12 protein-coding genes are annotated in these 13695 nt (G+C 36.5%); 8 read left to right on the top strand and 4 right to left on the bottom strand.

The window, feature by feature from the left end:
• The 4 genes from purN to IGJ02_RS07090 all read left to right on the top strand — a co-directional run bounded on the left by purN (position 1) and on the right by IGJ02_RS07090 (position 4055).
• Positions 1-585: a phosphoribosylglycinamide formyltransferase gene (gene purN, locus IGJ02_RS07075; RefSeq protein ID WP_430603841.1), complete on the top strand. Its 585-nt coding sequence runs from the start codon at positions 1-3 to the stop codon at positions 583-585.
• On the top strand, positions 582-2123 hold the full coding sequence (gene purH / locus IGJ02_RS07080; protein WP_430603842.1) for a bifunctional phosphoribosylaminoimidazolecarboxamide formyltransferase/IMP cyclohydrolase: 1542 nt from the start codon (positions 582-584) through the stop codon (positions 2121-2123). The genes purN and purH overlap by 4 nt, the downstream gene beginning before the upstream one ends.
• A 12-nt stretch (positions 2124-2135) precedes the next feature.
• Positions 2136-3401: a phosphoribosylamine--glycine ligase gene (gene purD, locus IGJ02_RS07085; RefSeq protein WP_430603844.1), complete on the top strand. Its 1266-nt coding sequence runs from the start codon at positions 2136-2138 to the stop codon at positions 3399-3401.
• A gap of 159 nt (positions 3402-3560) precedes the next feature.
• Entirely contained in the window at positions 3561-4055 is a 495-nt protein-coding gene (locus IGJ02_RS07090; protein WP_010761134.1) for a type II toxin-antitoxin system Phd/YefM family antitoxin, read from the top strand.
• 74 nt (positions 4056-4129) lie between these two features.
• On the opposite strand, the gene IGJ02_RS07095 is transcribed toward IGJ02_RS07090, so the two are convergent.
• The 3 genes from IGJ02_RS07095 to IGJ02_RS07105 all read right to left on the bottom strand — a co-directional run bounded on the left by IGJ02_RS07095 (position 4130) and on the right by IGJ02_RS07105 (position 7125).
• Positions 4130-4879 carry a TIGR03915 family putative DNA repair protein gene (locus tag IGJ02_RS07095; protein ID WP_010761135.1) on the bottom strand — a complete coding sequence of 250 codons (750 nt, stop codon included), beginning with the start codon at positions 4877-4879 and terminating at the stop codon, positions 4130-4132.
• On the bottom strand, positions 4869-6182 hold the full coding sequence (locus IGJ02_RS07100; protein WP_430603845.1) for a putative DNA modification/repair radical SAM protein: 1314 nt from the start codon (positions 6180-6182) through the stop codon (positions 4869-4871). The genes IGJ02_RS07095 and IGJ02_RS07100 overlap by 11 nt, the downstream gene beginning before the upstream one ends.
• A 130-nt stretch (positions 6183-6312) precedes the next feature.
• Complete coding sequence (locus IGJ02_RS07105; RefSeq protein ID WP_010761137.1) at positions 6313-7125, bottom strand: Cof-type HAD-IIB family hydrolase; 813 nt, start codon at positions 7123-7125, stop codon at positions 6313-6315.
• Positions 7126-7309: 184 nt separating this feature from the next.
• Between IGJ02_RS07105 and IGJ02_RS07110 the strand changes: the two genes are divergently transcribed.
• The 4 genes from IGJ02_RS07110 (at position 7310) to IGJ02_RS07125 (ending at position 13315) form a co-directional block, all read left to right on the top strand.
• On the top strand, positions 7310-7909 hold the full coding sequence (locus IGJ02_RS07110) for a DUF1361 domain-containing protein (RefSeq protein ID WP_430604082.1): 600 nt from the start codon (positions 7310-7312) through the stop codon (positions 7907-7909).
• A gap of 74 nt (positions 7910-7983) precedes the next feature.
• Entirely contained in the window at positions 7984-10272 is a 2289-nt protein-coding gene (locus IGJ02_RS07115; protein ID WP_430603846.1) for a 5'-nucleotidase C-terminal domain-containing protein, read from the top strand.
• A 306-nt stretch (positions 10273-10578) separates the two neighbouring features.
• The gene (locus IGJ02_RS07120; protein WP_430603848.1) at positions 10579-11985 is read left to right on the top strand and encodes an NCS2 family permease; all 1407 of its coding nucleotides are present in this window, start codon (positions 10579-10581) and stop codon (positions 11983-11985) included.
• Between the two features lie 133 nt (positions 11986-12118).
• Positions 12119-13315 carry a multidrug efflux MFS transporter gene (locus IGJ02_RS07125; RefSeq protein ID WP_430603850.1) on the top strand — a complete coding sequence of 399 codons (1197 nt, stop codon included), beginning with the start codon at positions 12119-12121 and terminating at the stop codon, positions 13313-13315.
• A gap of 132 nt (positions 13316-13447) precedes the next feature.
• Here IGJ02_RS07125 and IGJ02_RS07130 read toward each other — a convergent pair whose 3' ends face one another.
• The gene (locus IGJ02_RS07130; protein ID WP_010761142.1) at positions 13448-13639 is read right to left on the bottom strand and encodes a YjzD family protein; all 192 of its coding nucleotides are present in this window, start codon (positions 13637-13639) and stop codon (positions 13448-13450) included.
• Positions 13640-13695 lie beyond the last annotated feature (56 nt).

A 13695-nucleotide genomic window follows, 5' to 3' on the forward strand; every position in this document is an offset into this window, starting at 1 on the left:
ATGAAATTAGCGATATTTGCCTCAGGGTATGGTAGTAACTTTCAAGCGATTGCCGAAGCTGTCGAAGAGGGGGAAATTAGTGCGGAAATTGCTTTCTTATTTTGTGATAAAAAAGATGCCTATGTCGTTCAGCGAGCTAGATCAATGCAGATTCCAGTTATTTCATTTTCACCAAAAGACTTTGAATCAAAAGCAATGTATGAAGCGGAAATCCTTCATTTACTTGAAGAAGAGCAAATCGATTTGGTGGTTTTAGCTGGCTATATGAGGATCGTCGGACCGACTTTATTAGAGGTATTTTCAAATCGGATGATCAATATCCATCCATCGTTGTTGCCGCAGTTTCCAGGTTTGTCTGGGATTCGAGACGCTTTTTACGCGAATGTATCAGAAACAGGTGTAACGATTCATTACGTAGATGATGGTGTGGATACTGGCCCAATCATTGCTCAAGCCAAAGTAGTGATTGAAGACACAGACACACTTGATTCTTTAGAAGAAAAAATCCATAATGTTGAGCATAAACTATTTCCAAGTACCTTAGCGAAACTTATTAAAACACTACAGGGAGAGAGCCGTTCATGACAAAAAAAAGAGCATTGATCAGTGTTTCAGATAAAACAGGAATCATCGCTTTTGCCAAAGGATTGGTAGAATTAGGAGTAGAAATCATTTCTACAGGAGGGACGAAATCTACACTTGAAGCAGAAGGGATTCCAACAATCTCCATCGAAGAGGTCACCGAGTTTCCAGAAATGCTGGATGGTCGTGTGAAAACATTGCATCCTAAAATTCATGGTGGTTTATTGGGCCGTCGGGATGCGATGAGTCATGTAGAAGTGATGGAAGCAAATGGTATTCAGCCAATAGACTTTGTTTGTGTGAACTTATACCCGTTTAAAGAAACGATTTTAAAAGAGGAAACAACGCAAGAACAAGCAATTGAAAATATTGATATTGGCGGACCGAGTATGTTAAGAAGTGCTGCAAAAAATCATCAGTTTGTGACGGTTGTTGTTGATCCTATGGATTATGATCAATTATTAGCTGAACTTTCTAAAACAGGGGAGACAACCTTTGCAACGAGACAAAAATTAGCTGCAAAAGTTTTTAGGCACACTGCAGCATATGATGCTATGATTGCAGAATATTTGACAGAAGCAGTAGGTGAGAAGGAACCCGAGTCTTTGACTTTGACATACGATTTAAAACAAGTTTTGCGATATGGTGAGAATAGTCATCAAAACGCAGCTTTTTATCAAAACGCAATTCCAGTTGATTTTTCGATTGCTAATGCTAAACAACTTCATGGCAAAGAATTATCTTACAATAATATCAAAGATGCTGATGCGGCTATACGTATTTCTAGAGAATTTGATCAGCCAGCAGTTGTAGCTGTCAAACATATGAATCCTTGTGGAATTGGTATTGGTGAAACGATCAATGAAGCCTATCAGTATGCTTATGAAGCGGATCCTGTCTCTATTTTTGGCGGAATCATTGTTTTGAACCGTGAGGTTGATAAAGATGTTGCAGAGAAAATGCATCAGTTATTTCTTGAGATCATTATTGCACCAAGCTTTTCAGTAGAAGCATTCACCCTTTTAAGCGCTAAAAAAAATCTTCGTTTGATGACGCTAGATTTCTCTCAGAAAGATCAAGCTATAGAAGATGAAAAAGTTTCTGTTTTAGGCGGATTACTTATTCAAAATCAAGATATTGTTAAAGAAAAATCAGAGAATTGGCATGTTGTAACCAAAAGACGACCTACAATAGATGAGTTAAACGCATTAGAATTTTCCTGGAAAACGGTCAAACATGTGAAAAGTAACGCGATTGTGGTTGCAAATAGTCACCAAACATTAGGAATTGGTGCAGGGCAAATGAATCGTGTTGGTTCTGTTGAAATTGCTATCAAACAAGCAGGAGCAAAAGTCAATGGTGCGGTCTTAGCCAGTGATGCATTTTTTCCGATGGGAGATAGTGTTGAATATGCTGGGAAAAATGGAATTAAAGCAATTGTTCAACCTGGTGGAAGTATCAAAGACCAAGAATCGATTGATATGGCTGACAAATATGGGATAGCGATGATATTTACCGACATTAGACATTTTAGACATTAAAAGGAGAATTCGATGGGTTTAACTATTTTAGTTATTGGAAGCGGAGGCAGAGAACACGTCATCGCACAAAAGTTGATTCAAAGTCCTAAAGTTAGAACTGTTTACTGTGCTAAAGGAAATGCAGGTATGAAAAATGACGGGATTACGTTAGTAGATATTGCAGAAAATGATCATCCTGCCTTGATTAAATTTGCTCAGGAAAATGGGGTTGATTGGACATTTGTAGGACCCGAGATCCCGTTACTAAATGGCATTATAGATGACTTTACAGATGCTGGTTTATTAGCATTTGGACCAGTCAAAGCAGCGGCAGAAATTGAAGGCTCTAAAGATTTTGCTAAAGATATTATGAATAAATATCAGGTTCCCACAGCAGAACATCAAACATTTTCTGATTTTGCAAAGGCACAAGCTTATGTAATGAAAAAAGGTGCACCAATCGTTATCAAAGCAGATGGTTTAGCAGCTGGAAAGGGTGTTGTAGTTGCACAAACTGATGAGGAAGCAATTAAAGCGCTAAAAGAGATGCTTGAAAAAAACAAGTTTGGTGCAAGTGGTGCTAAAGTTGTTGTTGAAGAATTCCTGTTTGGAGAAGAATTTTCCTTACTAGCTTTTGTTCGAGGTCAAGAAGTTTATCCTATGGTGATTGCTCAGGACCATAAACGTGTTTACGAAAATGATCTTGGCCCAAATACTGGCGGAATGGGTGCATATAGTCCGGTACCCCAGATTTCAGATGAAATAGTCAAAGAGGCAATAGAAACAATTGTAAAACCGACAGCCAAAGGAATGGTAGAAGAAGGTAGAGCTTTTACAGGTGTTTTGTATGCTGGATTGATTGTGACAGAAAGTGGGCCTAAAGTCATTGAATTCAATGCCCGCTTTGGGGACCCAGAAACACAAGTCGTATTGCAGCGTTTAGAAAGTGATTTTGCCCAAATTATTGACGATTTACTAAAAGGCAAAGAGCCCCAAATCAAATGGAAACAAAATGGCTACAGTTTAGGAGTAGTTGTAGCTGCTGAAGGCTACCCCAATTTTTATAAAAGAGGCTGTCAGCTTCCTGACTTTTCGGATTTAGAAACAGGGCAGATTTATTATGCAGGTGTAAAAGAAGAAAATGCTCAGTTTGTTTCAAATGGCGGACGTATTTATCTTGTCGAGTCTAGTGGGAAAACGTTAAAAGAAGCACAAAAAGCAGTTTACGATGTTTTGAAAGCTGTCGATACAAAAGGAACATTTTATCGTAAGGACATTGGTTTTAAAGGAATTAAGTAAAAGCAACGAATTGAAAGGCGTATTATGTCAATGCAATAATGTAGGGGACTGTTTTCTGTTTATTTTTGCTGCTATATACTGATTAAGGGGTGAAAAAATGAAAAAGCACTTCACACCAAAAATCTGTATGATATAATCATTTGGAAAGGGAGTTGCCAAATGAACAATAAAGTGAAACAAGATGTAGCATTTTCAATTACAGATGTAAAACAGTCTCCTATGACAATCTTTGAAACAGCAAAGGAAACAAATACTGGTGTCTATATTTATAATAGAAAAAAAGTTGCCGGCGTTATGTTGTCTGCTGAACAATATGAAGCATTGATTAAGAAAAAAAAGGCTGGGCAAGGTCAAGACATAAAAATAGCTCAATTAAACCAGGCAATTCGTCAAAAAATTGCTTTTGGTTCATTAATGTCTACTAAAAATTTAGATGATCACTTAGTATCATTAGGTTTTATTACTAGAAAAGCTGAATCAGACGACTATAGTGAAATGATGAATGAATTGAATGAGACTGGAAAAATCGATTATCATTTACAAAAAAAAGAAGACCGGACGAATATTTTTGCTGAAGTGATTGGAGAACAGAGTAACCAATCTCATTTATCAGACAAACTGATTGTAAAAAAAATCCATCTTAGAATAGACTAAATCATTTACTTTAATTTCAGATGATGTGTACAAAGCTTGTCAAAGTTTGTACCATCATCTTTTTTAGTCCAAAATTATTGGAAATCAACCATATGTCCACGGTATCGTTTCGGTAAATGGGACAATTGAGTTCGCTCATTTTTACGTTCTTGAATAGTGACTGCTTGGAGAAAGGTACGCCAATTTTCCTGAATATCTTGTTCAGATTCTCTAGTACTAAATGGTGGCGGATTGCTGTTTTCAATAAAACGTATATGTCCTTGTTTAATAATACCAAGTAATCGATGTGTTTCATCGTAGATCATGATGGTTTCTTGCGGATATCTTTGAGCGAAGTGAGGGCATAAGTATGGCAATGAAAAATGTTTAGGTGCAATAGAACTATAAAGTAAAGTTCCTATGTATTCAAATCGAACAAACCCTTTAAATAAATGAACTTCACCAAACAACGCTTTTAAAGATTTTTCCAATGCTAAAATTGAAGGATGTCCCAAATGGTTTGTCAATAAGTCTTTTGACTCTAATGCGATTTGAATAGCATCTAACAAACACCGGTCTTTTTCTTTTAATGAGCAATAAAATCCATCAATAATAAACTGAACATTTTCTTTTCTCAATCGTTTGGTCAGTCTTTCATACATTTTTTGAGCTAAAGATTCATCTGTATTGATCCAAGAACTAACAAACAAGCTTTCTACAGCAGTTTTTGGGGTTAAGATGATTTCAGGAAATGTTTTTTTTGAAAATGCTTGGTAGACTATTGTCAGAAATCCATAAAAACTGCCATCATATTCCCAAATTTCGTCGGTTTCTTCAATTTGCATAACGGGATTCCTTTCGTTTATTTGTTTCAAAACGTTCAACATCAAATAACGATAACTGTTCTTGTCGTGACTGGCTGTTTACTTTTTTTAAAGTCTCGTATTGGCGCGATGAAATTAGAGACGAGATGATCCATTCCGGATCATTGACTAGTCCAGGCTGACAAGCACCGTTACAACTGATAAAATATTGGGCTCGCTTGATTACTACGCCCAATTTTTTCAAATCAGAGAGGTGTAATCGATAATATTTTCTAGCCTTTAGAATATTAAGGGCACTTTTAGGACCAATCCCAGGAATTCGTAATAACTGCTCATAAGAAGCCGTTTGAACATCAATTGGAAACTGATCATAATTTTGAACAGCCCAATTGGCTTTAGGATCGAGATATAAATTGAAATTAGGCTTATTTTCGGACAAGATTTCATCAGCGGAAAAATGATAAAATCGCAACAACCAATCTGCTTGATACAAGCGATGCTCTCTTAATAATGGTGGCTCAGTTGTGATTGCAGGTAATAAAGAATCTTTATTTACAGGGATATAAGCAGAGTAATAGACTCTCTTTAATTCATATTGTTTATAAAGATTTTCAGCAATCTTTACGATTGAGTGATCACTTTCTGGAGAAGCTCCGACGATCATTTGAGTAGATTGACCAGCTGGAACAAAAGAAGCAGGTTTTCGTAAAGTAGGAACTTGTGACAATTCTTTTTTCTTATGTGTGATTTGTTTCATTGGCTTGTATAAAGCAAATGGATCTTTATCAGGAGCTAATAGTTTAAGACTTTCTCTGGAAGGCAGTTCGACATTGACACTCATTCGATCGGCTAAAAAACCTAACTCCTCAATCAAATTTTCATCTGCTCCAGGAATGGCTTTAACATGGATATAGCCTTTGAAGCCTTTTTCATAACGTAAAATTTTTAATGTTTTGATCAATAGTTCGCTTGTGTAATCAACGTTTTTTATAATAGCAGAGCTTAGAAAAAGCCCTTCAATATAATTGCGCATATAAAAATCCATCGTTAAATCTGCAACTTCCTGTGGTGTAAATGTAGCTCGAGGAATCGAATTAGATTTTCTGTTGATGCAATAATGACAATCGAAAATACAAGCATTTGTAAATAATAATTTTAAAAGAGATACACAACGACCATCACTGGTGAAGGAATGACAGATTCCAGCTGCGGATGTGCTGCCGATAGCTCCTTGTCGTGTATTATTCATAACACCGCTACTGGAACATGAAACATCATATTTTGCTGATTCAGCAAGAATCTCTATTTTTCTAGACAAATCCAATCTAATCCCTCATTCCTAAAAAAATCGAACGTATGTTCTTATTTTAGCAAGAGCTTTTGATTTTGTCAAAGGGGAAAAATCAAAATGACTAGAACACAAAGCCGTATGGGTTGTGTTCCAGTCATTAAATTTATTGCTTATTTAACTCTAAATATTGTTCTAAATAATCAGCTAAGCCATCTTCATCATTGGTTTTTTCAGTAACATCATTTGCGACAGCTTTGATTTTGTCAGTCGCATTTTTCATAGCAACTCCCCAGCCAACATAATCCAGCATTTCTTCATCGTTATGTTCATCACCAAACGCGATGATATCCGAACGTTTCACATCTAGATATTTAGCGACTTGTTCCACGCCTTTGGCTTTTTGTATCCCTTTGGAGACGATTTCTAAAATAGGTGTTGGGCCGCCCCAAGTCCTAACGTCTACATAATCTCCGTATTGCTTCATTAACGAGTCTGAAACGAAAGCTGCTTGATCTTTTGAAGTTCGAACCATCATAGAAGTAGGATCCGTAATCAAATTTTTAGCAGTTAAAAGATTACTTGGTGTAGCTTCTGAGGCAAAGAATGCTGAATCAAAGTAATCTAAACTATCGATATAAAATGTCTCTTTATTTTCAGCAGCGACAAAATCAAGGTTCAGCGCTTTTTTTTGCGCTAAAATATCAAAAACTAAGTCTCGTTGGATTCCTGTTTCCTTTTCATCTGCCCATTGTTTTTCAGGCATGTGAACAAGAGCGCCATTAAAATTGACCATTGGCGTTGCTAAATCTAATTGGCGATAAAACTGACCGCTCATTCGATAGGGACGTCCTGTAACGATACTGACATAGTGACCATGTTTCATAGCATTTTTTAATGCTTTTTCAGTTGTTTCACTAATTAGTGACTGTCCATTTAAAGTTGTTCCATCTAAGTCGATTGCAATTAATTTTTTCAAAATCATTCCTCCCGGAAATTTTTCTATAACTTAGTCTAGCATAAAATGGTAGAATGACAAGTTTTCAAGAAAATTTTAGAAAAAATTTTCTTTATGATACACTAGATAAAAAAGGACGGTGAAAAGTTTGGTTCAAATGTATCGTTGGTCAATACGAATAGCAACGGTAGTGTATTGCTTCTATATGCTATTTGTTGCTAGAAATTATCATTTTATGGCATTGAATGTCTTGTTAGGTTATATTCCACTTGAACTTAGTTTTCATTATAAGAAAGTGAACAATCAATTGTTTCTTCTATTAGGAATATTATGGTTATTATTCTATCCCAATGCACCGTATCTGTTCACAGACTTTTTTCATTTAGAGAATTTATCTATTTATCAGGGGATGAATCAAATTTTCGGCCAGTCATTGTCTGCATGGTTTTCTTTTAGTTTATTGACGGTTGGAATCTGTGTATATGGTCTTTTAGGGATGGCAACAGTATTTACAACGCTTAATGAATGTTTTCAAAGAAATATTTTGAATAAGAAATGGCAAGGGTTTTTGTTTATTATGATTGTGAATGTATTATCCAGTTTGGCTATTTTTGTTGGGCGATTTGATCGTTTACATAGTGTTCATTTACTTACTAAACCTATCCAGACACTACAAATTATTTTTTTTAATTGCTCAGTGAACAAAGTCTTATTTATCCTTTTATTTACAGGGATGCAGTTCCTTTTATTGGCGGCTATTTTTGGATTGAAAGGATTGAGATTGGTTGATGAAGGTGAGATGTAGTGTTGACAGCGTGTGAGGAAATTGTTACTCTTTAACTAAGTATGTTTGGAAATAATTGAAGAGGAGTTATCAACATGAAAAAGTGGCAAAGCTCTTTGTTGACTGTTTTATTTACTATTGGGGGAATCAGTGGTAGTGTCGTTGGAACTAGCAAGCTTGCTGATGGACAAACGGTCAATGATATAGAAAATAGCAATCAGTTAGTGGAGCAACAATCACAAGAAGAGAAGATCCCCTTTCAAATTTTGGGCATCAATGATTTTCATGGTGCTTTGAATACAACAGGATCTTTTTTTGATGACGAAGGCAATAAAACAGCAAACGCTGGGACAGCCTCACTTTTAGCAAGCTATTTGAATCGTGCGCAAAAGCGGTTTGAAACCGCTAACAAAGGTGCGCAAACAATACGTGTTCAAGCTGGTGATATGGTTGGAGCAAGTCCAGCAAGTTCAGGTCTGCTTCAAGATGAGCCGACGATTAAAGTGTTGAATCAAATGAATTTTTCTGTGGGAACCTTAGGAAATCACGAATTTGATGAAGGTTTACAAGAGTTTAACCGAATCATGATTGGTGAAAAGCCAAAAAATGATCCGTATGGGATTTTAATGGATTATCCAAGAGAGGCATCGAAAACGGAGCTTGTAATCGGAAATGTCGTTAAAAAAGGAACAGAAGAAATCCCTTTTGGTTGGAAACCTTATACGATCAAAGAAGTGGGAACAGAAAATAATAAAGTAAAAGTTGGTTTTATCGGCGTTGTTACAACTGAAATTCCTAATTTAGTTTTAAAGGAACATTATGAAGCGTATGACTTTTTAAATGAAGCTGAAACGATTGCCTATTATTCTAATATACTACAAGAGAAAGAAAAAGTGAAAGCAATCGTTGTGTTAGCCCATGTTCCTGCTACTAGCAAAGAGAATAAAGTGAACGGTGAAGCTGGAGAAATTATGAATAAAGTCGCTGAAATCTATCCTGAAAATAGCGTAGATGCATTTTTTGCAGCGCACAACCACCAATATACAAATGGGGTAGTCAACAAAACAAGAGTAGTTCAGTCAACGGCTCAAGGAAAAGGCTATATCGACTTACAAGGAACACTTGATCCTGAAACAAAAGATTTTGTCGATGTTCCTAAAGCAAAGGTTTTACCAGTAGATCCAGGTGTAAAGGATGCTCCTAAGCTTGATGAAAAAGTGGAAACAACCGTAAAAGATGCTGAAAAACGTGTAGCAGAAGTTACGAATAAGAAAATTGGAACAGCTAAAGAGAATGGGGCAATCACTCGGGAAGTCAATGAGTCGAAAGAATCACCGCTTGGTAATCTGATCACTGATGGTCAAGTTGCGATGGCTAAGGCTCAAGGAATTGATGCTGATTTTGCTATGACAAACAATGGTGGTATTCGTGCTGATTTAGCTGTTGGAGAAAATCGTGATATTACGTGGGGGGCGGCTCAAGCAGTGCAACCTTTTGGGAATATCATGCAAGTAGTCGAAATGACTGGCGCGCAAGTTGAACAAGTACTAAATGAGCAATACGATGAAGAAGGACGTTACTTCTTACAAATTTCTGGATTATCCTATACTTATGTAGCAACTAAAGATAAAAATCAACCCTTTAAAGTCCAAGATATGTATAAAAAAGACGGTACTCCGATTCAGACAGGTCAAACATATCTCGTCGTAATCAATGACTTTTTATTTGGCGGAGGCGATGGCTTTTCTGGGTTTACCGGAGGGAAGTTAGTTAATGCGATTAAACCCGATACAGAGACATTTGTTGGGTATATTGAAAGTAAAGAAGCATCCGGAGAGCTGATTGAAGCATCCATTGAAAACCGTAAAAAACTAATTGATCCGAGTTCGCCAATAGACCCGGGAGCACCGGACTCAAAAGAAGCAGAGGACAAAATCAAAAAAGCGACCATTTTTGATCCTTTGTATGAAGATGACGAACTTTTGAGAGGTGTTACACTACCAAATGCAACGATTTTACTCTATGATGGTGAATTTCCTCAAACAAATGCAAGAACAACAGAACTTCCAGATGCTGATTTAGCTGGACATGCTGATTCGGAAGGGCGTATTAAAATCGATGTTACGTCATTAAAACTTATCGAGAAGAAGCAATTGACTGCTCTTGTATTGGATGAAGAGAAAAATAAAATGGCATTTCCAATAGAAATTCTAGCTAGAAAAGAAGCAATCTTGATAACGTCGAATACTAAAGAACTTCCTGAGACAGGAGCTAAAAAAGAATTACCGAAAACTGGTGAACAACACTCTAGTCATGCAATTTTAGCTGGAACTATGGCAATCAGTACCTGTGTTGTTGTTATATTGAAACGAAAAATTCTATAGAATAAAGAAACTTTACAGTTATGATTTTCATTCAGTAACTGTAAAGTTTTTTATTAACATCGAGTAATGAGTAGAAGAAACAATTAGTTGTTCCTGAAACACGAACATTAAAAAGAAAAAACAGTGTGAAAGTTAATATTTTGTTGAAAAGAAGAAATGGCTGTCTTATACTTTAAAAGTATTCATCAGGAAACAGGAACATGCACTTATTATTTACAGACAGTTGGCTCTCTAAATAGTTATTTCGACGAGCAAACTGAATCATCCTGATAAAATTTTTTGGTAAAAAGGGAGCGAGACAATTTCATGGAAAAGTTTTTCAAATTAAAGGAAAACAAAACAACGATCTCAACTGAAATGGTGGCAGGGGTAACGACATTTTTTGCGATGAGCTATATTTTATTCGTAAATCCGTCGATTTTATCTCAAACGGGAATGCCATTTCAAGCAGTATTTTTAGCAACGATTATTGCATCGATTATAGGAACTTTGATCATGGGACTATTTGCAAATGTCCCTTATGCTCAAGCACCAGGCATGGGATTAAATGCGTTTTTCACCTTTACTGTGGTTTTTGGCTTAGGGTATACCTGGCAACAAGCATTAGCAATGGTATTTATCTGTGGACTAATCAATGTCTTGATTACTGTCACAAAAATACGAAAGTTGATCATCAAAGCTATACCAGAAAGCATGCAGCATGCAATTGGCGGCGGTATTGGAATTTTTGTTGCATATGTAGGTATCAAAAATGCAAAATTATTGGATTTTACAGTACAAGCTGAACCTACTAAGGGTGTTGTTAATGGCAATAGTATCGTTCCTGCTTTGGGAAATTTTAATAATCCAGAAATTATATTAGCTGTGATTGGATTAGTTTTAACCACGGTTTTAGTCGTGTTAAATGTTCGAGGTGCTATTTTGATTGGTATCGTAGCCACAACGATCATTGCGATTCCACTAGGTGTCGTTGATTTGTCAGCGATTGACTGGCAAGCGAATTCTTTAGGAAATTCTATCGGTGAATTAGGGACGACTTTTGGTGCGGCTTTTGGTGCTGACGGTATGCAGTCGTTATTCAGTGATGCCTCAAAAATCCCTCAAGTTTTGATGACGATTATTGCGTTTAGCTTGTCAGACACATTTGATACGATCGGTACTTTTATTGGAACAGGACGCCGTACAGGAATATTTTCTAAAGAAGATGAGTTAGCATTGGAAGATAGTAAAGGTTTTTCTACAAAAATGGATAAAGCTTTGTTTGCAGATGCAATTGCAACATCAATCGGTGCTGTTTTTGGAACATCTAACACTACGACCTATGTTGAAAGTGCTGCAGGTATTGGAGCTGGTGGACGGACTGGTTTAACGTCAGTTGTGGTTGCTGCCTTGTTCGCATTAAGCAGTCTATTTTCACCACTGATTGCAATTGTTCCAGCACAAGCAACTGCACCTGCGCTGATTTTAGTGGGTGTGATGATGCTTGCTTCATTTAAAGATATTGAATGGACAAATTTAGAAGAAGCAATTCCTGCATTTTTCGCTTCTATTTTTATGGGATTATGTTATAGCATTTCTTATGGGATTGCAGCAGGCTTCATTTTTTATGCAATTGTTAAATTTGCAAAAGGGAAATTCAGAGAAATTTCACCAATTCTTTGGGTCGTTAACGCGCTGTTTATCCTGAATTTCATTATTTTGGCGATTTTGTAAGCCACTATTATTGATAAAGCTTAGCTGTCATTTAGATAGTTAAGCTTTTTATGTGCTTGCGTAAAAATTTTTTGAGAGATTTGAAAATTTGGAGTATAGTTAATAGTGAAGAACTTGTGAGGTGTGCTTTAAAATGAAAATTGATTGGAAAAAAAATTTAATGGTTGCCTGGTTAGGCTGTTTTTTTACTGGTGCAAGTATTAGTTTAGTGATGCCCTTTATCCCCGTCTATGTTGAGCAGCTAGGAACACCAAAGAGTCAGGTTGCGTTGTTTTCTGGACTTGCCATATCTGTTACGGCATTTGCCGCTGCGATCGTAGCACCTATTTGGGGTAATTTAGCGGATAGAAAAGGGCGAAAGCTCATGATGATCCGGGCAGCAGCTGGAATGACAATTACGATGGGGTCGTTAGCATTTGTACCAAATGTTTATTGGCTCTTGATCATGCGCTTTTTTAACGGTATATTGTCTGGATATATTCCAAATGCAACCGCCATGATCGCGTCTCAAGCCCCAAAAGAAAAAAGTGGATGGGCATTAGGAACGCTTTCCACAGGTGCTATTGCTGGAAACTTGATTGGGCCATCTATCGGAGGGGCGTTGGCTCAATGGTTTGGGATGGAAAATGTTTTTATTATCACTGGAATTGTATTGTTGATTACGACAATATTAACGATTTTTATGGTGAAAGAAGACTTCCAACCAGTTGAAAAGAAAAATTTGTTAAGTACAAAAGAAATTTTTTCAAAGATGGACCATGTGTCTATTTTGATTGGATTATTCATTACAACGTTGATTTTACAAATTGGCGTTACGAGTATTAGCCCTATTTTAACGTTATATATTCGTTCATTGAGTCATGATACTGGCAATATTTTATTCATTAGTGGTTTAATTGTTTCTGTTGCAGGTGTATCAGCGGTGATTTCTTCGCCAGTTTTAGGGAAACTAGGGGACAAGATTGGCAATCATAAGGTTTTGTTAGCAGGGTTGTTTTTATCAATGATTTGTTATATTCCTATGGCATTTGTTAAAACTCCTTTTCAACTAGGATTATTGCGCTTTTTCTTAGGATTTTCAACTGGAGCTTTGATGCCGTCGATCAACACCTTAATCAGCAAAATCACGCCCTCAGAAGGTGTTAGTCGTGTCTATAGTTATAATCAAATGTTTAGTAATTTTGGACAAGTCTTAGGTCCGATGATCGGTTCGACGGTGGCTCACGGTATGGGGTACAGCGCGGTATTTATTGTAACAGCCTGTTTTGTACTGGGAAATATTTGCCTATCTTTGTTCAATTTCCGAAAAATTTTAAATAAAAGGCTATAAACAGTTGAAAACATAAAAAAACCAGTTACAATGTTTGTAGTAACTGGTTTTTTTATAATCATGATTTTCAACTAATAGATGGTCAGTTCAAAAGCTGTTTTGAAAAATCAGCTTAAGATAGCAACTTCAGAGTTATTGAGCACTTTTAGTGGTTTCTTTTTTTGGTAATGCGAATTGACCAATCAATAAGATAATCACGCCGGTAGTCAATGACATAATCGTTGTCAGCATAAAATCATAGGTTCCGCCGTTTAAGGCACCACCGATATAGCCGACCACTTGTCCTAGTAAAAAGGACCACAACAATACAAGAATGTAACGCATGGATTGCACCTCTTTTCTAGCTATAGTTTAGCACAATTTTTGTAAATGTAAAGAAA

It is taken from the genome of Enterococcus sp. DIV0724b (assembly GCF_050531475.1).
GTDB classification, from domain to species: domain Bacteria; phylum Bacillota; class Bacilli; order Lactobacillales; family Enterococcaceae; genus Enterococcus_L; species Enterococcus_L haemoperoxidus.

Coding starts and splice junctions, on each gene's coding strand:
- purN (WP_430603841.1), top strand. CDS start 1: ATGAAATTAGCGATATTTGCCTCAGGGTATGGTAGTAACTTTCAAGCG.
- purH (WP_430603842.1), top strand. CDS start 582: ATGACAAAAAAAAGAGCATTGATCAGTGTTTCAGATAAAACAGGAATC.
- purD (WP_430603844.1), top strand. CDS start 2,136: ATGGGTTTAACTATTTTAGTTATTGGAAGCGGAGGCAGAGAACACGTC.
- IGJ02_RS07090 (WP_010761134.1), top strand. CDS start 3,561: ATGAACAATAAAGTGAAACAAGATGTAGCATTTTCAATTACAGATGTA.
- IGJ02_RS07095 (WP_010761135.1), bottom strand. CDS start 4,879: ATGCAAATTGAAGAAACCGACGAAATTTGGGAATATGATGGCAGTTTT.
- IGJ02_RS07110 (WP_430604082.1), top strand. CDS start 7,310: ATGCTATTTGTTGCTAGAAATTATCATTTTATGGCATTGAATGTCTTG.
- IGJ02_RS07115 (WP_430603846.1), top strand. CDS start 7,984: ATGAAAAAGTGGCAAAGCTCTTTGTTGACTGTTTTATTTACTATTGGG.
- IGJ02_RS07120 (WP_430603848.1), top strand. CDS start 10,579: ATGGAAAAGTTTTTCAAATTAAAGGAAAACAAAACAACGATCTCAACT.
- IGJ02_RS07125 (WP_430603850.1), top strand. CDS start 12,119: ATGAAAATTGATTGGAAAAAAAATTTAATGGTTGCCTGGTTAGGCTGT.
- IGJ02_RS07130 (WP_010761142.1), bottom strand. CDS start 13,639: ATGCGTTACATTCTTGTATTGTTGTGGTCCTTTTTACTAGGACAAGTG.